The sequence below is a fragment of the Nocardia violaceofusca NBRC 14427 genome, assembly GCF_963869435.1.
Classification (GTDB): domain Bacteria; phylum Actinomycetota; class Actinomycetes; order Mycobacteriales; family Mycobacteriaceae; genus Nocardia; species Nocardia aobensis.
On record NZ_CAWMPM010000037.1, the window covers coordinates 75,144 to 96,525 of the forward strand.

The window sequence follows — 21,382 nt, forward strand, 5'->3', positions numbered from 1 at the left end:
GTCCGGTTACGGATGTCCGGCCGGGCGGCTAACCAAGCCTCTTGTCCTACAACAGATGTGGGGTGACGCTGTAGGACCATACCGACAGCGGAATTCTTCGTCGCGCTCGACAGTTCATTCTCTGGAGTCACATCTTTTGACCACACCACGTTCTGCACTGTCCGCACTACCCGGCGCGGGCGGTCCCGCCACCTGCCCGGTCCAGCACATGGGCTCCCCGGTCGACACCGACGGTCCCCGGATTCTGCTGGACACACCGGAATTCGCCGCCGATCCGCACGGCACGTATCGGGAGATGCGCCGTCGCTACGGTTCACTGGTCCCGATCGAGCTGTCCCCCGGCGTCCCGGCCACGCTGGTGATCGGCTACCACACCGCGTTGCGAATCCTCAACGATCCCGAACACTTCCCGGCCGACCCCCGGGCGTGGCAGGACTCGATTCCCGAGGACTGCCCGGTGCGGCCGATGATGCAGTGGTATCCGAACGCGCTGCGCAATGCCGGCAATGTCCACCTGCGCTACCGGCAGGCGTATACGGCGGCCGTCGACGGTATCGATCTGCACGCGCTGCACAGCACGGTGGAGAAGATCGCGATCCCGCTGATCAACAGCTTCTGTGAGGCCGGATCGGCGGATCTGGTGTCGCAGTACGCCTTCCCGCTGGTCTTCGAATCGCTGAACCGCATGGTGGGCTGTTCGGCCGAGCTCGGTCAGCGCGTGGCCACCGGTATGGCGGCGCTGTTCGACACCGTGAACGCGGCCTGGGGTATGGAACATCTGAGCCAGGCGCTGATGGAGCTGATCCACCTGCGCCGCGCCGAGCCCGGCGACGACGTCACCTCGCGGCTGGCGCACCACCCGGCCAATCTCAGCGACGAAGAGATGCTCTACAACCTGATCAGCTTCTACGGTGCGGGCATCGAACCCCAGCAGAACCTGATCGCCAACACCCTGCTGCTGATGATCACCGACGAACGGTTCGGCGGCGGCATGCTCGGCGGCAGCCTCTCCACCCGCGACGCGCTGGACGAGGTTCTGTTCAAGGATCCGCCGATGGCGAACTTCTCGATCAGCTATCCGCGCCAGCCGATCCTGATCGACAACGCCTGGCTGCCCGCGCATCAGCCGGTCGTCATCAGCCTGTCCGCGTGCAACAACGATCCGGTCATCGCCGGCGGCGACCGCACCGGCAACCGCTCGCATCTGGCCTGGAGCGCCGGACCGCACGCCTGCCCGGCCCGTTCGGTGGCCTATCTGGTGGTGCAGGACGCGATCGACCAGTTGCTCGACGCACTGCCCGAGATGCGCCTGGCCATCGAGCCGAGCGAAATCACCTGGCGTCCCGGCCCGTTCCACCGTGCGATGGCAGCGCTGCCGGTCACCTTTCCCGCATCTCCTCCGTTGAATCTGGTGTAAGGAGCTTCCGATGAAGCAGGAACCACTGGTGCTCGATCTGACCGGCGCCGATATCCAGGCCGAGAACGAGCGCATCCGGGAACGTGGTCCCGTGGCGCTGGTGGAGTTGCCGGGCGGGGTGCCGGCCTGGTCGGTGACCGATGCGGTCGTGCTGAAGAATCTGCTGTCGGATCCGCGGGTGTCGAAGGATCCGCGTCAGCACTGGTCGGCCTATATCAACGGGGACATCAACGAGTCCTGGCCGCTGCAACCGTGGGTGGCGGCGCAGAACATGTTCACCGCCTACGGCACCGAGCACCGGAGGCTGCGCAAACTGGTCGCCCCGGCGTTCACGCATCGCCGCTCCACCGCGATGCGTCCGCGGATCGAGGCGATCGTGGCGGATCTGCTCGAACGGTTGAGCGCGACCGCGCCGGGCGAGATCGTGGACCTGCGCCCGAATTACGCCTACCCGGTGCCGATCCGGGTGATCAGCGAACTGCTGGGCGTGCCCGACCATCTGGATTCGGCCATCCACGCCTGTGTCGACGGCTTCTTCGACACCTCGTTCACACCGGAGCAGGCGCAGGCGAACTTCATCGAAATGGGCCGCCTGATCGGCGAATTGGTGTCGTTCCGGCGGGAGAATCCGGGCGACGACATCACCAGCGTGCTGATCGCGACCCGTAACGAGGACGGCGCCCAGCTCTCGGAGACCGAACTCGTCGACACCCTGATGCTGGTGATCAACGCCGGCCACGAGACCACGCTCAACCTCATCGACCAGGCCATCGTGGCGCTGCTCAGCCATCCGGAGCAGCGCGCCGATGTGGTCGAGGGCCGGGTGCCGTGGGCGGAGCTGGTCGAGGAGACGCTGCGCTACCAGGCGCCGGTGGCGCATCTGCCGCTGCGGTACGCCGTCGAGGACATCGAGGTCGGCGAGATCCGGATCCCGAAGGGTGAGGCGATTCTCGCTTCCTACGGTGCGGCCTGCCGCGATCCGAAGGTGCACGGCGAGACCGCCGCCGAGTTCGACGTACATCGGGCGAACAAGGAACATCTGGCCTTCGGCCACGGCGCGCACCACTGCCTGGGCGCTCCGCTGGCGCGGATGGAGGCCTCGATCGCGCTACCGGCGCTGTTCGAACGCTTCCCGGACCTGCGGCCGGCGGTCGACCCGTCCGAGCTGAAGCCGCTGGGCAGTTTCATCTCCAACGGGCACATCTCGGTTCCGGTCTACCTGCGATAGTGTCGGCGGTTCCGCGCCGGCACATCGGTGCCCGCGCGGAACCGTGAAATCTCGTCCGGGTGGTGCCACACGGGAGGTGAACCGATGGCGTATTCGTCCGTGCTGAACCTGTCGCATCCCCTGTCCGTGGAAGCCGTGTCGGTGTTTCCCGGCGATCCCACGCCGCGGATCGACACCATCGCCACGCTCGACGAACACGGCTTCCACCTGCAGGCGGTCACCGTCGGCGAACACACCGGAACCCATTGGGGCGCACCGGCCCACTTCACCGCCGGTGCGGCGACGGCCGATCGGCTCGCCCCCGAGGATTTCGTCCTGCCCGGCGTCCGCATCGATATCAGCGCGCGAGCGGAACACGATCGCGATTACGCGGTCACGGTCGATGATCTGCTCGAATGGCAGGACCGGCACGGCCCCTTCCCTGCCGAATCCGCCGTCCTCCTGCACACCGGATGGGAAAGATATTGGGGCACCGACGATTTCGCGTCGGTCGATACGCAGGGCCGCATGCATCACCCCGGATTCTCCGTGGCGGCGGTGCACTGGCTGCTCGACCACGGCGTACTCGGCCGGCGCGGGGCCCTCGGCACCGACGCCTTCAGTCCCGATATCGGCATCGACGACACCTTCCGGGTTTCGAAGCTGCTGTACCGCGAGCACCGCCTCAGCCTGGAAATCCTGGCCCACCTGGCTGATCTGCCGGACCGCGGCTTCACCGTCGTCGTCGGCGGATTCGTCACCGAACACGGTTCGGGGTCACCGGCGTCGATCTTCGCCCTGATCGAATCCTGAATCGGCGGTGACGGCGTCACAGGGGTTCGAGAACTCGCTCCACCAGAGCGGTATCGCAGTATTCGGTCACCTCGAGCAGCCGCCCGGCCTCGACCCGGAACACGAAGCAGTAGTACTGGTCGTACGGCTCGCCGCGGACCGTCGTGGCGGCGCTGTGGGCCTGCACGATCACCCGGTCACCGTCAGCGTGCACGGCGTCCGCGCTGATTCGATACTCGGTGAACTGCGCCATCAGCGGGCGTAGCAGACCCTGCACGGCAGCCGTTTTCGGTTCCCAGGTGCCCGACCACGACCAGTGTCCGGGGAAGGTCCAGCGAAATTCCGGAGCCATCGCATCGCTCAGCGCCCGGGTCTCGCCGGCGGCCATCCGGTCGAAGATGTCGCGCACCAGCGCTCTGTTCTCGTTCACACTCACACAGCCGACGCTAAACACGGCCTACCCATGCGACAAGCGATGATCTCGCATTTCTGATATCAGTATTTCGCATGGGTGAGTTCACGATCCTCGGGTTGCGTGTCGTGCGCGAGGCCGCCCGCTGCGGCTCGTTCTCGGCCACCGCGGACCGGCTGGGCTATACCCAATCCGCGGTGTCCCGGCAGATTTCGCTGATGGAACAGGCCGCGGGGCATCCGCTGTTCGACCGGCTGGCGCGCGGCGTCGCACCGACCGCGGCCGGGCAGATCGTGATCCGCCACGCCGAAGCGGTGCTGGCCGAACTCGACAGCACCCGCGATCAACTGGATCGCCTGACCGCGGGACCGCCCGCGACCGTGCGTGTCGGCGCGTTCTCGACCGCGATGGCCGCACTGGTGCCGCGAGCGGTGGCAGCGACGTCGGCGCGGGTGCCGCTGCGCGAGGGCACCACTGCGCGCCTGCTCACCGCGGTGGCGCGCGGCCGGCTGGACCTGGCCGTCGTCACCGAGACCGGCACGCTCGCCGCCGATATGGAGGTGGAAGTGCTGCTCGACGATCCGCTGCTGGTCGCGGTGCCGTCGAACCACCGGCTGGCCGGGCGGATCAGTGCGGCTCCGGCGGAATTTCGTGACGAACGCTGGATCGCGGGCAGTACCGAGCGCGGCAGCACCCTGCTGGGCGCGTGGCGCGATTCCCGGCACGAACCCGATATCGCCTTCGTCGCGCGGGATTGGATCGCGAAACTGGGTCTGGTCGCGGCGGGTTCGGGCATCACCGTGGTGCCCGGTATCGCGGCGCCGGTGGTGCCCGCGAATATCGCGCTGGTCAGGATCGATCACCCGGCCGCGGTGCGTCCCACCCGGGTGGTGCGGATGGCACCGCGCGCAGCGACTCGGGGAGAACAGAGCACCGCTCCCTCGGCGGCGACCGATGCGTTCATCGAGGCGTTGCGCGATAGCGCGGCAGCCCTCACCAGCGAGATGCGGGGGCGGCTGCGCCCGAACCCCGCGGGTTCGCGAACGAACTCGCCGCCGTAGCCCGACCCGCGCTCGCCGCGCCGAAACCGTTGTCCTTCAACGGAATCGGTCGCGGTTGCGGTCGCACCAGTCGGCGAAGGTTCGGGGTGCGCGGCCGAGCAACCGCCGCACCGTATCGGTCCGCAGACCGACGGTGTCGGCGCGCATCAGCGTGAATCCCTCCAGGATCGCTGCCGCCAGGGCCGGTGGCGCCCCCTGGGGATAGCGGGAGCGGACGGCCTCCTCGGCGGTGGTGGCGGTTTCGACCGCGATCGGGCGGCCGATCGCGCCGGCCAGCACCGCGACCTGTTCTCCGATGGTGAAGGTCTGCTCGCCGGTGAGACAGTAGGTGGTGTCGTGCCCCGGCTCGGTGAGCGCGATCGCCGCGACCGCCGCGATATCGGCGGGGTCGATCGGCGCGTAGCGGCCGGGCCCGGACGGATCGAATACCGGCCGGCCGGCGCGGATATCGGCCGCCCACTCCAGCGCGTTGGTCATGAATCCCCCGGGGCGCAGGATCGTCGCGGAAATGCCGGAGCTACCGACGATCTCCTCTCGTTCGCGGTGCCAGCGCCCCATGGCCGGCATCGGATCGCCCAGCACGTTGTACGACGACACCAGCACCAGATGCCGGATACCGGCGTGCCGCGCCGCCGCCACCGCATGCCGCGCGGGCTCCACCGCCAGTCCCGGAACGAGCAGGAACAGCGAGTCGATCCCCTCGCACGCCGCCCGCAACGCCGCCGGGTCCGTCAGGTCGCCGACCACGCGTTCGGCGGCGGACGAAAGATCGGCGGCGCGCGCCGGGTCTCGGACGAACAAGCGCATCGCCGCACCCGTTCTGTCGAGTGCGGCCACGAGCTCTCGGCCGATATGTCCAGTCGCGCCGGTTACCAGTATCATTTCACTCCAATCGTTAGCCGCCTATCGATAAACATTAGGCGGCTAACGAAACCTCGTCAATCGACGATCTCCGAAGAGCGAACGCGGGCCGCGACACCTATCCGGTTCCCGGGGTGAATCGGTCCGCCGGTGACAGACCGGTCGTAGCGTGAGCGCATGCGCGCGCTCGTGTTCTCGATGTGGGCCTCGGTGGTGTTCGTGGTGGTCTCGCTGGCGTGGGGGCTGGCGGCGGGATCGCAGATGATCGTGTTCGACGGGTTGTATTCCCTTGTGGGCATCGCGCTTTCGGCGGTGTCGGTGGCGGCGCAGCGGACCGTCGCGAAGGGGGCAGACGCGTCGTATCCGTGGGGGCGCGAGACCTGGGAGCCGGTCGTCATCGTGGTGCGCTCGACCGCCCTGGGCGGACTGTGCGTCTACGGATCGGTGAACGCGGTGCGGGAGATCCTGCACGGCGGCCGGGCCGTCTCGGCCGTCTCCGCGCTGGCGTACGCGATCACCGCGTCACTGCTCAGTGTGCTGGTGGCGCTGGTGTTGTGGCGGGCCGGACGCTCCGGTTCGGGGCTGGTCCGGGCGGAGGCCGCCGAATGGGGCGGCGACGCCGCCTTCAGCCTGATCACCCTGGCCGGATTCGGCGCGGCGGTGGCATTGGAGGCCGCCGGCCGCGACGACATCGCGCGCTACGTCGATCCCGCGCTGGTGATCATCGTGTCCCTGGCCTATCTCTGGATCCCGATCCGGCTGTTCCGCTCCGCTTTTCGCGAAATTCTCACCATGGCCGCCCCGCACTCGGTGGTCACCGACGTCGAGCGGCTGTGCGACCGGGTCCGCGCCGACCACGGCTTCGCCGCATCCTTCGTTCGCGCCTCCACCGTGGGCAGCCGCCTCGATCTGGAACTCGCCTTCGTTCTCGATCCCCGGACCCCCGAACGCACCGTCGAATCCTTCGACGCCATCCGCGCCGATATCGACGCCCAGCTGAATGCCCGGAACTACCAGCACTCGACGTCGGTGGTGTTCACCGCGGATCGCCGGTGGGTGGAGTGGGCGCGCTGAGCGGCTCGCATCCGGCGCAACCGCCCCGGTGTAGCGCCGATCATGCTGTCTCCTGGACGGTTTCGACGTAGTGACGGAACGGGACGAGCGCCTCGTCGCCCAGATGCGGTCCCGAGACGGCGATCTCGGCATCACTGGCGGCGACAACCTCCGCGCAGCCGAGGGCGAACCGCGGATGCCCGCCGATGATCGCGCTGAAGTCGGCTTCCGCCGCGGCGAAGACGATGCGGGCGACACCGGCCCATACCAGCGCGGCACTGCACATCGGGCATGGTTCTCCACTGGCGTAGACGGTGGCGCCGCCCGCGGCGGGCCCCGCGGCCCCGAGTGCGGTGAGTTCCGCATGTGCGGTGACCACACCGGAGGTGGCGACCTCGTTGCGTCCCTCGGCGACGACCGTCCCGTCCGCGGCCACGAGTACGGCGCCGAACGGGCGGTTGCCCCGGCGGCCGGCCTCCTCGCCGAGGGCGATCGCCCGGCGCAGGTTCTCGCTGTCGTGGTTCATCGCTGTCCTCGCTTCGATCGGCTGCGCGGTGCTATCGCCAGCATGCCGAACAGGACCGATAGTGTCCAAGTCACCGTGCCCATCATCGCCATTGGCGCGACCTATAGTTGGCCGATGGAGTTGCGCCACATCCGGTATCTGCTGGCGGTCGCCGACCACGGCAACTTCACCCGCGCCGCGGAATCCCTGCACATCTCGCAGCCGACGCTGTCGCAGCAGATCAAACAGCTCGAGCGGGTGCTGGGCGTGGTACTGCTCGACCGCTCCGGCCGCACGGTCCGGCTGACCGATGCCGGGCAGGCGTATGCGCGCCATGCCCGGCTCGCACTGCGCGATCTGGAGGCCGGCGAACGCGCGGTGCACGACGTCCATGATCTGTCCCGCGGCCATCTGCGGGTGGCGACGACGCCGACCTTCACCGCCTATCTGATCGGACCGCTCGTACACCGGTTCCGTTCCGAGCATCCGGGAATCAGCCTCACTCTTCGCGAGACGACCCAGGATGCGATCGAGGCGGATCTGCTCGCCGACCGGCTCGATCTCGGGATCGCCTTCGCGGGCGCGCACGCCGCGGGGGTCGAGCACACCGCACTGTTCACCGAGAAACTCGGCCTGGTCGTCGGCTCGGACCATCCGTTCGCCACTGCCGCGCAACCACTGCCGGCCGGGGCGCTGGCCGGCATCCCGCTGGGGCTGCTGAGTGCGGACTTCGCCACCCGCCTGCATATCGACCGATACTTCGACGAATGCGGCGTCGCTCCGGATATCGCGGTCGAGGCGAATTCGATCAGCGCACTGCTGGAATTCGTCCGGCGCGGATCGCTCGCCACGGTACTGCCGGATGCGATCACGCGGGCACATGCCGATCTGCACCCGACAGCCCTGGACCCTCCCCTGCCGATCCGCACGGTGGAGTTACTGCGCCGCCACACCGCCTACCACTCGGCCGCGGCCCGCGCGTTCACCAGCGCGATCCACGCGACCGCGCAAGATTATTGATCGCATCTATAGTTGCGATCCGATACAAGTATTGGACCCTATAGCTACTGGTCATGCAGGCTGGTCTCATGCATGACCTCACCACCGGCGTCACGCACTTCCGCGACGCCGTCTTCCCCGCCAAGGCGGAGTTGTTCGCCCAGCTCACCACCACGCATACGCCCGGCACCCTGTTCATCGGGTGCTCCGACGCACGTGTCGTGCCCGAACTGATCACCAGCAGCGAACCCGGTGAGCTGTTCGTCGTGCGCACCGCCGGCAATCTCGTCCCCGCGTACGGGCCGGGCGCCGACGGCGTGGCGGCCAGTATCGAATACGCCGTCGCGGTGCTGGGCGTCGAACGCATCGTGGTGTGCGGGCACTCCGGCTGCGGGGCGATGACGGCGCTGGCCGAACGCCACGATCTCAGCACGATGCCGACCGTCGCCGCCTGGCTGCGGCATGCCGATGCCGCCGCGGCCCGCCCGGGCTCGGAAGCGATCGCGTCGTTGATTCGCGCGAATGTCGTTGCTCAGCAAGCGAATCTGGCCACCCACCCGGCGGTGGCGCGCGCGTTGTCGACCGGCGCCGTCACCGTCGCAGGCTGGGTCTTCGATATCGGCACCGGCACCGTCACGGTGATCGATCCGGCCGGATCCGACCGGACCCTCGCCGCCTGAAACCCCCTGTGCCGCCGTGCGATACGGCGGACCGAAGAAAGGAAAACCCTATGGTGCACGCACAATTCGATCCGGCCGCCCGCCAAGCGCTGGCCGTGACGGCGGTCGAGGCCAAGATCGCCAAGGATCTCACCTGGCAGCAGATCGCCGACGCCGCCGGCTATTCGACGGCCTTCGTGACCGCGGCGATCCTCGGGCAGCACCCTTTGCCGAAACAGTCCGCGGAGGCCGTGGCCGAGCTGCTAGGGCTGGGCGACGAGGCGGCGGCGCTGCTGCAGACCATCCCGACCCGCGGGTCGATTCCGGGTGGTGTGCCGACGGATCCGACGATCTACCGCTTCTACGAAATGCTGCAGGTGTACGGCACCACGCTCAAGGCGCTGGTCCACGAGCAGTTCGGCGACGGCATCATCAGCGCCATCAACTTCAAGCTCGACGTGCGCAAGGTGCCCGATCCGGAGGGCGGCGAACGCGCCGTGATCACGCTGGACGGCAAGTACCTGCCCACCAAGCCCTTCTGAGCACCCACTTATCGAACTCGACTCAACAAGGAGTGCAATGGATTTCGCACAACGCACCATCGATCTGGCCCGCCGCAACGTCGAGGAGGGCGGCCGGCCGTTCGCGACGGTCATCGTCAAGGACGGGGAAATTCTCGCCGAAAGCCCCAACTTGGTCGCGCAGACCGCCGACCCGACCGCACACGCGGAGATCCTCGCGATCCGCCAGGCCTGCACCGCCCTCGGCACCGAACATCTGGCCGGAACCACGATCTACATCCTCGCCCTGCCCTGCCCGATGTGCCTGGGCGCGCTGTACTACTGCTCCCCCGACGAGGTCGTCTTCCTCACCACCCGCGAGGCGTACGCTCCGCACTACGTCGACGACCGGAAGTACTTCGAGCTGAACACCTTCTACGACGAATTCGCACAACCGTGGGATCAGCGCCGCCTGCCGATGCGCCACGAACCTCGCGCCGATGCGGTCGACGTCTACCGCCGCTGGCAGGAACGCAACAACGGCGAGCGCCGGGTGGCGGGAGCGCCGACGGCCGAGTGAATCAGTGCGGCCGCGGTACGGGCGGTGCGAACTCGGGGATCTCCCACATCGCTTGGCCGACGGCGAGCACGCCGCGGGCGGGAAGGGCGACATCGCCGATGCGCGGGTTCGTGTCCAGGCGGGTGGGACGTCCGAGATCGCGGCCGTCGAGGGTCGCCGCCGACCGCGCGACGAAATACATCTGCTGGGGCATGAGCGTTCCCGTGTGACCGCTGGGCATGACGCCGGTCATCGGGAGCCGGCCCAAACCCAGTGCGGCAGCGGATTTCTCCCGGGCGCGGACCAGCGGACGCCACCGCCAGGTGATCAGCGGCATGCGCTTCCCGGCGGCGTTGAGCGCGCGCAGCGCCGTCGTGTCGTATGCGGTCAGGGTCCATTCCAGAGCCGGCCGGTCGACGGTGACCCGCAGCGAGGCCGGACCGGTCCATGCCACGGTGATCGTGGCGAATCCGGTGTAGGTGCAGGCCGGGCCGTAGTAGCGGGGGCAGGCGGTCTCGAGCCGGTCGCCGTCGACGAAGATCGACCAGCGGCCTTCCGGATCGCGGTGCCACACCGTGACGTAGGGGCCGAAGTCGTTCTCGGGGAAGACCCGGAGCGCGAGCACGTGCCCGCTGTCGAACGGAAGGCCGAAAACACCCCAGCCCTTGACATATTCGTGGTCCGGCCACGGCGCGCGGCCCCGCCGCCGCGGTAGATCGGTCAACCGGGATGCCAGATCGAGTGTGGCTGTCGACATTGCGAAACCTCGATTCGTGCGTCGTTCGTCCTACGAACGCTAGGCGCGACGCGGGTCCCTGTCGTCGGGTGTTCTCCCGACAAATGCCGGTCAACCTGCGACGGGAATGGCACGCTCCACGATCGTGCGCACCAGTTCCGCGGCGCGCCGCTCGTCGAAAATGCCGGGGAGCGTGAGCCGTTCGAGGATGAGCCAGTTCAAGGCGAGGTACAGCAGCACCACGGCGTCCTCATCGCCGGGCAACTGCGACTCCCGGAAGTTGGCGATGTTGAAGTCCAGGTCCGCGCGGACTCGCTCGGTCAGCAGCGCCTGCAGTTCGGGACGGCGGGTGGCCTCCAGCCGCAGTTCGAGAATCGCGAGATAGCCGGTGCGGAAATGGAAGACGCGCTCGACCACCTCGGTCATGAGTTCGGTCATGCTCTCGCGGGTCTGCGGTCCGCGCGATTTCGCCATCGCTTCCTCGCTCGGGATCAGCCGCTCGTAATAGCGGTTGCCGACCTGAACGAGCAGCGCGTCCCGGTTGGGGAAGTAGTTGGACGCCGTTCCCGCCGGGACTCCCGCCTCCTGGTCCACCGCCCGGAAGGTCAGTCCGCGGGCCCCCTCCCGGGCCAGAACCTCGATCGACGCGTCCAGCAGAGCCTGCCGGCGTTCCGGATTCGTGCGCACCACTTGACACCACTCCATCTGTAGTACTACGGTTCAAAACACTTCGATCAGAGTACTACACCTGAGGCGGTACCGATATGCGAAAGCAACGCAGCACCTTCCCGGCCCAGGCCGATCAGCGACGCTTCGTCACGCGTCCCGTGCCTCCGTGCACGGTCACCCAGTCCAAGGGCGGCTGGCCCCGGCACGGCAGGCACGGGGCGCGGTAACGCACGACAGTGCCAGGTGTCCGAATCGTTCGACCGGCCGTAAACGGCCGGAATGGGAGTGGAATGTATACCGATGTGATCATCGTGGGCGCGGGCCCCACCGGCCTGATGCTGGCCGCCGAACTGCGGTCGGCCGGCGTCCGGCCGCTGGTGCTGGAACGGCATCCGCGCCCTCGCGACACTCCGAAGGCCGGCGGGCTCGGTGGGCAGATTCTCGAATTGTTGCGCTACCGGGGTCTGCTGGACCGCTTCGAATCGGCCTGCACCGATCCGATTCCGGCACCGCGGTTCCCGTTCGGCGGTGTCCATGTCGACCTGACCTCGCTCGCCGAATCTCCGCTGCACGCCTTGCCGCTGCCGCAACAGCAGCTCGAGCGGCTACTCGGCGAACGCGCCGGTGAACTCGGCGTCGACATCCGGCGCGGACACCGGGTGCTGGACGTGACGCAGGACGCCGACGCGGTCACCGCGCAGGTGCAGGGTCCGGACGGGACATACCGGGTGACCGCCCGCTACCTGGTGGGCTGCGACGGCGCCCGCAGCGGGGTCCGGGACATGGCGGGAATCCCGTTCCCCGGCACCGTCTATCCGGAGGTCAACCGGCTGGCCCAGATCACGGTGCCCGATTCGGTGACCCGGCTGGACAACGGCGACCTCGACGTCGACGGCGTCGGGATCATCCGGGCGGGTTTCACGCGCACCGACCGCGGGCTGTTCGGGCTGGGCGTCTCGCCCACCTCGGAGATGCTGTCGGTCTACACGACCGAGGACGAGGCGGTCGAGTACGACGACGACATGCCGATGACCGTGGCCGAGCTTCGGGACAGCATTCACCGCGTGCTCGGCGCGGAACTTCCTGTGGCGCAGACATATCGGCTGTCCCGTTTCACCTTCGAGGCCCGGCAGGCCGAACGCTACCGCGACGGCCGGATCCTGCTCGCCGGCGACGCGGCCCATCTGTTCCCGGCCACGGGCGTGGCCCTCAACGCCGGCATGCTCGACGCGGTCAATCTGGCCTGGAAGCTGGCCGCCGACGTTCAGGGCTGGGCGCCGGACGGACTGCTGGACACCTATCACGACGAACGGTATTTCGCGGGGGCGCGGACCATGCTGCACACCCGTGCGCAGGTGGCGCTGCGGCGTGGGCACGACCCGGCAGCCGAAGCGCTGCGAACGGTCTTTCAGGAGCTGCTCACCGACGACCAGCCCCTGCGGCGCATGGGCGCGCTCATCGCCGGCGCCGACATCCGCTACGAACTGCCCAACCCGAACGGTCATGCCTTGACCGGTACCTTCGCGCCGAACCTGGCCCTGCGCCCCGGCGAAGGCAGCACCGGCGAGGGCAGCACCGCACTGCTGCCGGACACGCGGCCCGTCCTGCTCGATCTGGCCGATCGGCCGGAACTGCGCGCGGCGGCACGAGAATGGAAGCACCGCATCGAGATTCGTACCGTCGAGACCGCCGATCGGCCCGCCGACGCCCTCCTCATCCGCCCGGATGCGCACATCGCCTGGGCGGCGGCCGTCGGCGAACCCGCGGACACCGCCGAATCCGGCCTGCGGACAGCGCTGAGGTCGTGGTTCGGCGCGCCCGTGGAACCCGGCATCCCGGCCGGGGCGGCGCGTCCCTGAGCCGGGACTACTCAGTCGGCGGCCAGGGTGTCCAGCAGGCCGTGCTGCACGGCGTAGAGGGTGGCGGTCGACCGGGTGGACGATCCGGTCTTGACGTAGATGCGTTCGATATGGGTGCCCGCGGTCTTCGGCGTGATACCGAGCGCGCGGGCGACCTCGCGCGTCGAGGCGCCGCGGGCGATCAGGACGAGGACTTCCATTTCGCGGGGTGTGAGGCCGTCGGGCCCGGAGCGGCGCTTGCCGCGGGGCCGCCCGGCCGCGTCGAGGACCGCGTCGATCGCCCCCGCGTCGAGCCGCCCGGCGCGGACCTCGTCGCGCAGCTCGGCGACAATTCGCTTGGGCGGCAGGGCCTCTCGATAGGCGCGTGGCTCGGATACCGCTCGATAGGTATCGGCCGCGGCCAGTATGCGTGCCGCGACGGGAATCGCCGGGGCGGTCAGTCCGCGATGCGCTCCGGAACCGTCGAGGCGCTCGTAGACGAGGGCCGCGAGCGCCCCGATGCGCGACAGCGCGGCCGGGCGCGACAGCACCCGCTCGGTGTAGTACGAGTTCATCCGCAGTCGTTCGCGTTCGGTCACGGTGAGCGGCCCCGGCTTGTCCAGAATCGTGGCCGGGACGCCGTGCAATCCGATGTCGTGCACCAACGCCGCGCGGCGCACCAGGGTGATGTCGGCGTCGGGAAGCCCGGCCGCGGCCGCGGCACGGGCGGCCAGATCGGCGACACCACGGGAATGCCCGGCGCGATAGGGCGAGCGCAGATCGGTGAAGTCGGCGACCACCTCGAGCGCCGAATCCAGTTCCGCGTTGGTCAGATTGCGCCGTAGCGCCGGATCGGCGGCGATGAGTTCGCCGTAGTCCGGTTCGGCGTCCCCGTCGGCGAGCAACTCGCGCGCCGAGGCGCAGAACGCGTCCACCACGGCGGGATCGAAGTGGGTGCCGCGCCGGGAGCGCGCGGCATCGACCGCGGCGTCGATACCGGCCTCGCGATGCAGAACCTCGACGACGTCGGCGAGATGGAACAGCCGCATGCCGAGCCCGATGCGATCCCCGCCGATCCCACCCGGCACGCCCTTGCCGTCCCAGCGCGCGAAGAACTGCCGCAGCGAATCACCTACGGCGGGATCGAGCCCGAGCCGGTCCGCCATCGTCGATGTGGTGAGGCAGTGCGCCATCAGCCCCCGCTCGATATCGCGACCGCCTTGCGCCGCGATCTTCACCGTCTTGCGCACCCGCTGGGTGAGCGGTCCGGAGGACCCGGCGTGGCCGAGGAAGAAGACGGCGCCGTTCACACCGCGCAGATCCACCTTGTAGCTGTCGGCGCGAAAGGCGATGTCGTCACCGAACCATGCGGCCACCTCGGGTGCGTCGGCCACGCACCCGGCCCACGCCAGCACGGCGGTGTAGAACAGATCGGAGCGTTCCCCAGGGTCGAGTCCGAGTCGCTCGCCGAGGCGCGAAGCCAACCGCCACGATCGCAGCACATGCGCCATCGGCTGCCCCAGGCCGAGATCCATCGCGAACGAGAACGCGGCCAGCAGGGCGGCCAGCGAAACACCCGCATCCCGAGCGTCGCGCGTCATGGTGCGAGCATAGGCCGCGATCGCCGCCTCCGGACCGGCTCCGGCACGGCGCGAGCGAGGCGCTTCCTCGCGAAACCGGACCGACGAAAAACGGTCCCGGAACCAGTGGTTCCGGGACCGCACTCCCTAGTAGCGGGGACAGGATTTGAACCTGCGACCTCTGGGTTATGAGCCCAGCGAGCTACCGAGCTGCTCCACCCCGCGTCGGTATGTTCAACCCTACGCAACGGTGCGGAGAAAACCAAAACGCCTGGTGAAAGGCGTGGATCGTCGTTCCGTCGGATTGTCTTTTCAGGGCGCACCGGCGGCCGGAGGCGTGTCGCCCGGACTACCGACCTCGCTCAGTAGTCGACCAATTCGATGGCGTTGGCGGCCTCGGCCAGCGGTTTGGTGATCGGCCGCAGCGCCAGGCCTTTCCACGGCAGGTGTCGCAGCAGGCGCAACATCGTGGTTTGCATGCGGATGGCCCGAGTGCTGCCCGCCACCATGCCGGTTGCGTTGTTCCAGCCGAGGGTGAGGTTACGTTCGACATACCCACCCGCCCTGCGTCGGTAGGCGTCGAATCCGGCCTCGTGCGCCCCGGCCGCCGATTTCAGTTCTCCCGCCAGCACATACGCACCGACAAGGGCCATGCTGGTGCCCTGTCCCGACAGCGGTGACGGGCAGTACGCAGCGTCTCCGACGAGCGCCACTCGACGATCCGCCCAATTCTCGAGATGGATCTGACTGACCGAATCGAAGTAGAAGTCGGGTGAATCTGCCATCGCACGCACCAGCGTCGAAGTCTCCCAGCCGCCGTCGGCGAACGCTTCGGCGACCACCCTGCGCTGCGCGGCGACGTCTCGGCGGTCCGGCAGCTGTCCGGGCGCGGGGAAGATGAACTGCGCTTTGGCCGTGCTTTCGTGGGTGCTGTACATCTGGACGATCCGGCCGGGAGTCGGGTGGAGCAGCTCCCAGTGATCAAGATTCAGATAGTTCGGCACCGTGATCACGCACGCCATGGTCCCGGTGTGCCGCACGAACTCCTCCTCGGGCCCGAAGGCGAGGCGACGCACCGTCGAATGCAGGCCATCCGCGCCGATGACCAGGTCGAACATCTGAGGTTCGGCGTGCCGGAAGCGGACCGCTACGCCGTTGTCGTATTGCGTGAGGTCGGTGATCGAATCGCCGAAGCGGTACTCCACATCGCCCTTCGTGGCATCGAAAAGGATGCGGGCCAGATCGCCGCGCAGGACCTCGTCGTCGCCCGGATTGCGCAGCCCGATCAAATCGGCGTCCAGGGTAGCCAGCGGCTTACCGGCAGCGTTCACCCATGCGCCGCCGCGAATGTCGGTGGAGGCGCGGCGAATCTCGTCGAGCAGACCCATCCGCCGGATCACCTCCATAGCCGCACCACGTATGTCGACCTTGTAGCCGCCCTCACGCAGTGCCGGCGCCTGCTCCACGACGGTTACGGTGAATCCGTACCGTGCGAGCCAGTAGGCCAGGGCGGGGCCGGCGATGCTCGCACCGGAGATCAGAACGGTTTTGTTGGCCAATGGCGATGTCGAAGTCACGAACGATGTCGAAGTCATGAACAAAGCCTCGCCGGAACCGCTCACCAACCACGCACCGTCGGCTCACCGCCGCTCACCGAGCAGATCGAGAAGCCGGTCGTCGGAGGTTTCGGCACCGCGGCGCCGGGCCGCCCGCAGCCGGTCCTCGCCCAGACTCGCGCCGCATTCCGCCGCGATCCCGGCCAGTTCCGTGGCGCCCGAGGCGGATACGCCACGCAGGTGCTCGGCCACCCCGACCAGCTCGGCGGCGCGTTCGACATCCCCGGTCCGTGCCGCGGTCTCCGCGATGCCCGCGACCGCATCGGCTGCTACCGGTCGATGCCCTACCGACCACGCCACCTCGAAAGCGGCGCGGTGGAACGAAACGGCTTGCCCAGCATCACCTTCCGAGTACGCGATGCGGCCCAGACCGATGAGGGACCGCGCCCGTGCCTCGGCCGCGGCCACCGTCCCTTCCGGACATATCGTCAGGGCCCGGTGGTAGCAGTCCCGGGCCTGCTCGTGATCTCCCGCGCCCCTGGCCAGATCCGCGAGCCCGCGAATCGCATTCGCGCGCAGATCGCGCGCACCGGCCACGCAGGCCAGCCGTTCCGCCTCCCGGTAGGACTCGCACGCGAGTTCGTTCGACCCCGCGAGGCAGGCGAGTACATCACCGCGGCGGTTGAGCAGGTCGGCGTTGTCGGCAACCGTATTCAGCTCGGTGACCATGGCGACGGCCTCGTCGAGATAATCTAGGGCGGTGTCGAATTCGCCGCGCAGAGTCGCGATGGTGGCGAGTTTGTCGAGGGTCGAGCCGATAGCCCAGCGATCGCCGGCGGCGCGGAAACCTTCCACGGCGGTACGGAATTCGGGCTCGGCGGCGAGCGGGTCGCCGTCCATCAGCAGGCGCAGGCCGGCGCCGAGACCAGCGAAGGCCTGCGACCACCGGTCCGGTCCGAATTGCGGGTCGCCGTCGAGAAACCCGCCCGCCAGCGCGAGCAGCAATACCACGAACGGTCGGCGCAGCGGACCGTCTACCGTGGTCAGAGCGGTTGCCGCGGTTTCGATCTCGGGTATCGGCCGGGCGCCGGCACGGGCGGCCACCGCGACGCATAAGGCATATTCCTCGGGATCCGCGGCCGAATCGGCCGACGCCAGCACACCGCGCACCGGCTCGGCGGCGTTCTCGAGCCGCCCGCTGAGCCACCAATACCATGCCGCGGCAGCTGTCAGTCGCAGTGCCAGAGCGGGCATCGATCGCGCCGACCAGGCCAGCGCCGCTTGCAGATTGGCGTTCTCGGCATCCAGCCGAGCGAGCCAATCCAGCTGTTGCGGACCCCGCAGCAACGGATCGGCGCGTTCGGCGAATTCTGCGAAGTACCGAGCGTGGGCACCACACAGCGCGTCACCTTCCCCCGCTTCGATCGCGCGCTCCAGCGCGAACTCCCGGATGGTCTCCAGCATGCGGTAGCGGCCCCCGCCGAATTCCAGCAGCGACTTCTCGACCAGTGCCGGAAGCAGTTCATCGGCGTCGTCCATCTCGCAGACGCGCCGCACCGCCGTCATGGTCGCACCACCGGCGAACACGGTGAACCGTTGGGCGAGTAGCCGTTCGGCCGGATCGAGCAGTTCCCAGCTCCAGTCGACGACGGCGCGAAGCGTGCGGTGCCGCGGCACCGCAGTGCGCTCACCACGGCCCAGCAGCCGGAATCGGTCGCCCAGCCGCGCATCGATCTCGGCCAGACTCAGCGAGCGCAACCGGGCAGCCGCCAATTCGATCGCCAGCGGCAGTCCGTCCAGTCGGGCGCAGATCCGCCGGACCGCGCCGATGGTTCCGGCGTCGAGGACGAAATCCGGGCAGGCGGCGACGGCGCGATCAGCGAACAACCGGACTGCCGGCCCGGACAGTTGTCCGGGCGCGTCGGCTTCGGCCACCGCCAGCTGTCCGAGCGGAAACACCTTTTCGCCCGTGATCCGCAGGGCCTCGCGACTGGTGGCCAGCACGCGGAGTTCAGGGCAGGCGCGCAACAGGTGATGGACCACGTCGGCGACCTCGGCGATCACGTGTTCACAGTTGTCGAAGATGACCAGCATCGGCCGGTCGGCCAGGATGGCGGCCACGCGATTCTCGGGTTCGACGGTGTGCGGGCCCGCGGTACGGCCGCCGAGGGCGTCGGCGACGGCTCCGATCACTGGGGCGCCGACAGCAAGCGGGGTCAGGTCGACGAAGCATGTCTCACCCGATTCGCGACGGCCTGCCTCTACGGCCAGCCTCGTCTTCCCGGTCCCGCCCGGTCCGACCACCGTCACCAGCCGCGTCGACACGAGTAGCCGAAGCAGTCGAGCCAGCTCCTCGTCGCGGCCCACGAAGCTGGTGAGTTGCGCGGGCACGGGGGTTGTGCCGGAGCTCGGAAAAGAACGCGCCCGCAGGATGGCGAGGTGCGCCTCGGCCAGTTCCGGAGAGGGATCGGCGCCGAGTTCCTCTGCCAGCAGGCGCCGGCCCTCCTCGAACACTTCCAACGCGGCGGCCTGGCGCCCGGTGGCATACAAACCGTGCATGAGCAAAGCCCGCGCGCGTTCACGCAGCGGATGCGTGGCAAGCAGGTCGGGCAGCTCCGACGCGACGGCATGGTGGTCGCCCAGAGCCAGCGCGGCCTCGGCGCGATCTTCGACGGCCGCGCAGCGCTGATCGTCGAGCCGAGCGGCCCACGCCGGCGCGAACGGCGCGTCCAGCACATCGGCCAGCGCCGGACCACGCCACAGTCTCAGCGCCGCGTCGAGGGTGGTGACAACCCCGGCGAAATCCTTGTCGCGCAACGACTCTCGCCCCTGTTCGGCCAGATGTCGGAACCGATGCGCGTCGACGGCGGCCGCATCGACAGCGAGCCGATACCCGGCAGCCGACGATTCGACGGCCACACCACCCGCGCGCAACGCCCGTCGCAACCGCGACACCTGGGACTGCAGTGCGTGCGCCGCATCCCCCGGCGGGTTTTCCCCGTAGAGACCATCGATCAACCGATCCCTGCCGATGGTCCGTCCGGCCTCCAGCGCGAGCAGAGCCAGCAACGACCGCACCTGCGGTCCCCCGACCGCGACCGGAGTCCCGTCCTCATGATGCACCGCGACCGAGCCGAGAATTCCGAACCGCACGATCTGGAGTATGCCCTGCGATGAATCCGGTGAGCACCGCACTGCGCCTGCCGGACACCGCCCGCGACATGTTCGATCGCCTGATTCCGAACGGGTACCGAAATCCGTGGCACGCCTGAAGCCAGGCCGGTACGACGGCGGTCCATCGGCGCACGGTGATCGCAACGATGGAGCTCGCCCGCCGCGGGACGCCACACTGTCCGGGTGACGACGACGAACCTGCATCCCGTGCGCGGCCGTTACCGCGATCCGATGCTGACCTCGCTGGCGCGGACCAATTCGGTGATCGAGTTGCAGCTCGCGCACCGGTCGGTGCGCGCCTTCCTCGACGAGCCCGTGGGTGAGGAGGAGTTGACCGCGATCGTCGCGGCGGCGCAGTCGGCGTCGACCTCGTCGAATCTGCAGGCGTGGAGCGTCGTCGCGGTGCGGGATCCGGCGCGCCGCGATCGACTGGCGACGCTGGCGGGCGATCAGGATTTCATCCGCCGCGCACCGCTGTTCCTGGTGTGGCTGGCCGATCTGGGCCGGATCGCCCGGCTCGCGGCGGCCCGCCGGGCGACGGTCGACGCGACCGAATACCTCGAGTCCACGATTCTCGGTTTCGTGGATACGTCCCTCGCGGCACAGAACGCGGTGATCGCGGCCGAATCACTGGGCCTGGGCACGGTTTTCGTGGGCGGTATCCGCAACAACCCGGACGGCGTCGCCGCCGAGCTGAATCTGCCGGACCGGGTGTTCGCCGCCTTCGGGCTGGCGGTCGGTGTGCCCGATCCCGCCGAATCCGCCGGTGTGAAGCCGCGGCTGCCGCAACGCGCGGTCCTGCACCACGACGTCTACGACGCCGCCGGGGATGCCGTGATCGACGATTACGACGCGCGGCTGTCCGAGTACAACGCCGAACACGGTCGCTCGATCGGCTGGATCACCACCGTTCTCCAGCGCCTCGCCGACCGCGACAGTCTCAAAGGCAGGCACCGCCTGCGAGAACATCTACGGCGTCAGGGTTTTCCGTCGGTGTAGGCTTTCGGCCCGTGGGTAATAGCTGGCTGCGTCGTCTGTCCCCCGCTCCGGAGAACGGATCGCACACGGTGGTCTGCTTTCCCCATGCCGGCGGATCCGCCATCTCGTACGGGCTGTTGGCCAAACGCCTCGGATCGGAATACGACGTCGTCGCCGTGCAATATCCCGGGCGGCAGGACCGACGGCGCGAGCCGCTCATCGACAGCATTTCCGATCTCGTCGACGGCCTGTTCACCGAATTGACCGAGACGCTCGCCGGCGTATCGCATTTCTCCCTGTTCGGCCACAGCATGGGATCGGCGGTGGCATTCGAAACCTGCCGGCGCCTCGAACGGGACACCGACGCGCGGGCGGCGGTACTGTTCGCCTCGGGCCGCCGTGCCCCCTCGCAACAGGGCATCGAGGTGATGCACACGCTGGGCGACCGCGCGCTGGCCGATCATCTCCTGAACTACGGCGGCACCCCGGCGGCGCTGCTCGAGGATCCGGAAATGCGCGACATGATTCTGGCGGTCACCAGAAACGACTACCGGGCCATCGAAACCTACGTCTGCGCCCCGGGGGCGACCGTCGAATGTCCCATCGTCGCACTGGCCGGTGATCGCGACGCCGATGCGCGTCTCGCCGATATCGAGGGCTGGGGCTCGCACACCACCGGAAATTTCCTCGCCCGCACATTTCCCGGCGGTCACTTCTTTCTCGACGCCAATGGTGATGCGGTGGCGCAGTTGATTTCCCAGCACAGTTCGCGAGCGCTGTCGAATTAGGCGAGAACGACCGGGCGAGCGTATTCGCCCGCCCGGTC

General features: G+C 68.5%; 20 protein-coding genes and 1 tRNA gene. 12 read left to right on the forward strand and 9 right to left on the reverse strand.

Annotated features, from left to right (window positions below; genetic code table 11):
* Positions 1-208: 208 nt before the first annotated feature.
* The 3 genes from AC5592_RS28265 (at position 209) to AC5592_RS28275 (ending at position 3,437) form a co-directional block, all read left to right on the forward strand.
* Entirely contained in the window at positions 209-1,417 is a 1,209-nt protein-coding gene (locus AC5592_RS28265) for a cytochrome P450 family protein (RefSeq protein WP_051025498.1), read from the forward strand.
* 10 nt (positions 1,418-1,427) lie between these two features.
* The gene (locus tag AC5592_RS28270) at positions 1,428-2,645 is read left to right on the forward strand and encodes a cytochrome P450 family protein (RefSeq protein WP_063065980.1); all 1,218 of its coding nucleotides are present in this window, start codon (positions 1,428-1,430) and stop codon (positions 2,643-2,645) included.
* Positions 2,646-2,729: 84 nt separating this feature from the next.
* Positions 2,730-3,437 carry a cyclase family protein gene (locus AC5592_RS28275; RefSeq protein ID WP_063065981.1) on the forward strand — a complete coding sequence of 236 codons (708 nt, stop codon included), beginning with the start codon at positions 2,730-2,732 and terminating at the stop codon, positions 3,435-3,437.
* Positions 3,438-3,453: 16 nt separating this feature from the next.
* On the opposite strand, the gene AC5592_RS28280 is transcribed toward AC5592_RS28275, so the two are convergent.
* Positions 3,454-3,852, reverse strand: coding sequence for a nuclear transport factor 2 family protein (locus AC5592_RS28280; protein WP_063065982.1), 399 nt, complete (start codon positions 3,850-3,852; stop codon positions 3,454-3,456).
* Positions 3,853-3,923: 71 nt separating this feature from the next.
* Here AC5592_RS28280 and AC5592_RS28285 point away from each other — a divergent pair, with 71 nt between their 5' ends.
* Positions 3,924-4,889, forward strand: a complete 966-nt coding sequence (locus tag AC5592_RS28285; RefSeq protein ID WP_063065983.1) for a LysR family transcriptional regulator — start codon at positions 3,924-3,926, stop codon at positions 4,887-4,889.
* Positions 4,890-4,925: 36 nt separating this feature from the next.
* Here AC5592_RS28285 and AC5592_RS28290 read toward each other — a convergent pair whose 3' ends face one another.
* Positions 4,926-5,771, reverse strand: coding sequence for an SDR family oxidoreductase (locus tag AC5592_RS28290; RefSeq protein WP_036504313.1), 846 nt, complete (start codon positions 5,769-5,771; stop codon positions 4,926-4,928).
* A 156-nt stretch (positions 5,772-5,927) separates the two neighbouring features.
* Here AC5592_RS28290 and AC5592_RS28295 point away from each other — a divergent pair, with 156 nt between their 5' ends.
* Positions 5,928-6,824, forward strand: coding sequence for a cation diffusion facilitator family transporter (locus AC5592_RS28295; protein WP_036504316.1), 897 nt, complete (start codon positions 5,928-5,930; stop codon positions 6,822-6,824).
* A gap of 40 nt (positions 6,825-6,864) precedes the next feature.
* Here AC5592_RS28295 and AC5592_RS28300 read toward each other — a convergent pair whose 3' ends face one another.
* Positions 6,865-7,329 carry a nucleoside deaminase gene (locus tag AC5592_RS28300; RefSeq protein WP_063065984.1) on the reverse strand — a complete coding sequence of 155 codons (465 nt, stop codon included), beginning with the start codon at positions 7,327-7,329 and terminating at the stop codon, positions 6,865-6,867.
* A gap of 114 nt (positions 7,330-7,443) precedes the next feature.
* Here AC5592_RS28300 and cynR point away from each other — a divergent pair, with 114 nt between their 5' ends.
* The 4 genes from cynR to AC5592_RS28320 all read left to right on the forward strand — a co-directional run bounded on the left by cynR (position 7,444) and on the right by AC5592_RS28320 (position 10,046).
* Positions 7,444-8,328: a transcriptional regulator CynR gene (cynR, locus tag AC5592_RS28305; protein WP_063065994.1), complete on the forward strand. Its 885-nt coding sequence runs from the start codon at positions 7,444-7,446 to the stop codon at positions 8,326-8,328.
* Positions 8,329-8,396: 68 nt separating this feature from the next.
* The gene (locus AC5592_RS28310; protein WP_063065995.1) at positions 8,397-8,987 is read left to right on the forward strand and encodes a carbonic anhydrase; all 591 of its coding nucleotides are present in this window, start codon (positions 8,397-8,399) and stop codon (positions 8,985-8,987) included.
* Positions 8,988-9,037: 50 nt separating this feature from the next.
* Complete coding sequence (gene cynS / locus AC5592_RS28315; RefSeq protein WP_036504321.1) at positions 9,038-9,508, forward strand: cyanase; 471 nt, start codon at positions 9,038-9,040, stop codon at positions 9,506-9,508.
* A gap of 37 nt (positions 9,509-9,545) precedes the next feature.
* Complete coding sequence (locus tag AC5592_RS28320; RefSeq protein ID WP_036504322.1) at positions 9,546-10,046, forward strand: nucleoside deaminase; 501 nt, start codon at positions 9,546-9,548, stop codon at positions 10,044-10,046.
* Position 10,047: 1 nt separating this feature from the next.
* On the opposite strand, the gene AC5592_RS28325 is transcribed toward AC5592_RS28320, so the two are convergent.
* Together AC5592_RS28325 and AC5592_RS28330 are read right to left on the reverse strand one after the other, a co-directional pair.
* Positions 10,048-10,782: a hypothetical protein gene (locus AC5592_RS28325; RefSeq protein ID WP_198163958.1), complete on the reverse strand. Its 735-nt coding sequence runs from the start codon at positions 10,780-10,782 to the stop codon at positions 10,048-10,050.
* A gap of 90 nt (positions 10,783-10,872) precedes the next feature.
* Positions 10,873-11,451 carry a TetR/AcrR family transcriptional regulator gene (locus AC5592_RS28330; protein ID WP_036504349.1) on the reverse strand — a complete coding sequence of 193 codons (579 nt, stop codon included), beginning with the start codon at positions 11,449-11,451 and terminating at the stop codon, positions 10,873-10,875.
* 269 nt (positions 11,452-11,720) lie between these two features.
* Between AC5592_RS28330 and AC5592_RS28335 the strand changes: the two genes are divergently transcribed.
* Complete coding sequence (locus tag AC5592_RS28335) at positions 11,721-13,289, forward strand: FAD-dependent monooxygenase (protein ID WP_063065985.1); 1,569 nt, start codon at positions 11,721-11,723, stop codon at positions 13,287-13,289.
* Between the two features lie 11 nt (positions 13,290-13,300).
* Here AC5592_RS28335 and AC5592_RS28340 read toward each other — a convergent pair whose 3' ends face one another.
* The 4 genes from AC5592_RS28340 to AC5592_RS28355 all read right to left on the reverse strand — a co-directional run bounded on the left by AC5592_RS28340 (position 13,301) and on the right by AC5592_RS28355 (position 19,557).
* Positions 13,301-14,869, reverse strand: a complete 1,569-nt coding sequence (locus AC5592_RS28340; protein ID WP_063065986.1) for an HD domain-containing phosphohydrolase — start codon at positions 14,867-14,869, stop codon at positions 13,301-13,303.
* 130 nt (positions 14,870-14,999) lie between these two features.
* Positions 15,000-15,073, reverse strand: a tRNA-Met gene (locus AC5592_RS28345).
* 137 nt (positions 15,074-15,210) lie between these two features.
* Entirely contained in the window at positions 15,211-16,443 is a 1,233-nt protein-coding gene (locus AC5592_RS28350) for an FAD-dependent monooxygenase (protein WP_063065997.1), read from the reverse strand.
* A gap of 45 nt (positions 16,444-16,488) precedes the next feature.
* Positions 16,489-19,557, reverse strand: a complete 3,069-nt coding sequence (locus AC5592_RS28355; RefSeq protein ID WP_063065987.1) for an AfsR/SARP family transcriptional regulator — start codon at positions 19,555-19,557, stop codon at positions 16,489-16,491.
* Between the two features lie 252 nt (positions 19,558-19,809).
* Here AC5592_RS28355 and AC5592_RS28360 point away from each other — a divergent pair, with 252 nt between their 5' ends.
* The gene (locus AC5592_RS28360) at positions 19,810-20,577 is read left to right on the forward strand and encodes an NADPH-dependent oxidoreductase (RefSeq protein WP_063065998.1); all 768 of its coding nucleotides are present in this window, start codon (positions 19,810-19,812) and stop codon (positions 20,575-20,577) included.
* Positions 20,578-20,588: 11 nt separating this feature from the next.
* A complete protein-coding gene (locus AC5592_RS28365; protein ID WP_063065988.1) occupies positions 20,589-21,344 on the forward strand; it encodes a thioesterase II family protein in 756 nt (251 codons plus the stop codon).
* Positions 21,345-21,382 lie beyond the last annotated feature (38 nt).

Bases quoted from the DNA above. Each gene is read 5' to 3' on its own strand.
- AC5592_RS28265 (WP_051025498.1), top strand. From the start codon at position 209: ATGGGCTCCCCGGTCGACACCGACGGTCCCCGGATTCTGCTGGACACA.
- AC5592_RS28270 (WP_063065980.1), top strand. From the start codon at position 1,428: ATGAAGCAGGAACCACTGGTGCTCGATCTGACCGGCGCCGATATCCAG.
- AC5592_RS28275 (WP_063065981.1), top strand. From the start codon at position 2,730: ATGGCGTATTCGTCCGTGCTGAACCTGTCGCATCCCCTGTCCGTGGAA.
- AC5592_RS28285 (WP_063065983.1), top strand. From the start codon at position 3,924: ATGGGTGAGTTCACGATCCTCGGGTTGCGTGTCGTGCGCGAGGCCGCC.
- AC5592_RS28290 (WP_036504313.1), bottom strand. From the start codon at position 5,771: ATGATACTGGTAACCGGCGCGACTGGACATATCGGCCGAGAGCTCGTG.
- AC5592_RS28295 (WP_036504316.1), top strand. From the start codon at position 5,928: ATGCGCGCGCTCGTGTTCTCGATGTGGGCCTCGGTGGTGTTCGTGGTG.
- AC5592_RS28300 (WP_063065984.1), bottom strand. From the start codon at position 7,329: ATGAACCACGACAGCGAGAACCTGCGCCGGGCGATCGCCCTCGGCGAG.
- cynR (WP_063065994.1), top strand. From the start codon at position 7,444: ATGGAGTTGCGCCACATCCGGTATCTGCTGGCGGTCGCCGACCACGGC.
- AC5592_RS28310 (WP_063065995.1), top strand. From the start codon at position 8,397: ATGCATGACCTCACCACCGGCGTCACGCACTTCCGCGACGCCGTCTTC.
- cynS (WP_036504321.1), top strand. From the start codon at position 9,038: ATGGTGCACGCACAATTCGATCCGGCCGCCCGCCAAGCGCTGGCCGTG.
- AC5592_RS28320 (WP_036504322.1), top strand. From the start codon at position 9,546: ATGGATTTCGCACAACGCACCATCGATCTGGCCCGCCGCAACGTCGAG.
- AC5592_RS28325 (WP_198163958.1), bottom strand. From the start codon at position 10,782: ATGTCGACAGCCACACTCGATCTGGCATCCCGGTTGACCGATCTACCG.
- AC5592_RS28335 (WP_063065985.1), top strand. From the start codon at position 11,721: ATGTATACCGATGTGATCATCGTGGGCGCGGGCCCCACCGGCCTGATG.
- AC5592_RS28340 (WP_063065986.1), bottom strand. From the start codon at position 14,869: ATGACGCGCGACGCTCGGGATGCGGGTGTTTCGCTGGCCGCCCTGCTG.
- AC5592_RS28350 (WP_063065997.1), bottom strand. From the start codon at position 16,443: ATGACTTCGACATCGTTCGTGACTTCGACATCGCCATTGGCCAACAAA.
- AC5592_RS28360 (WP_063065998.1), top strand. From the start codon at position 19,810: ATGCTGACCTCGCTGGCGCGGACCAATTCGGTGATCGAGTTGCAGCTC.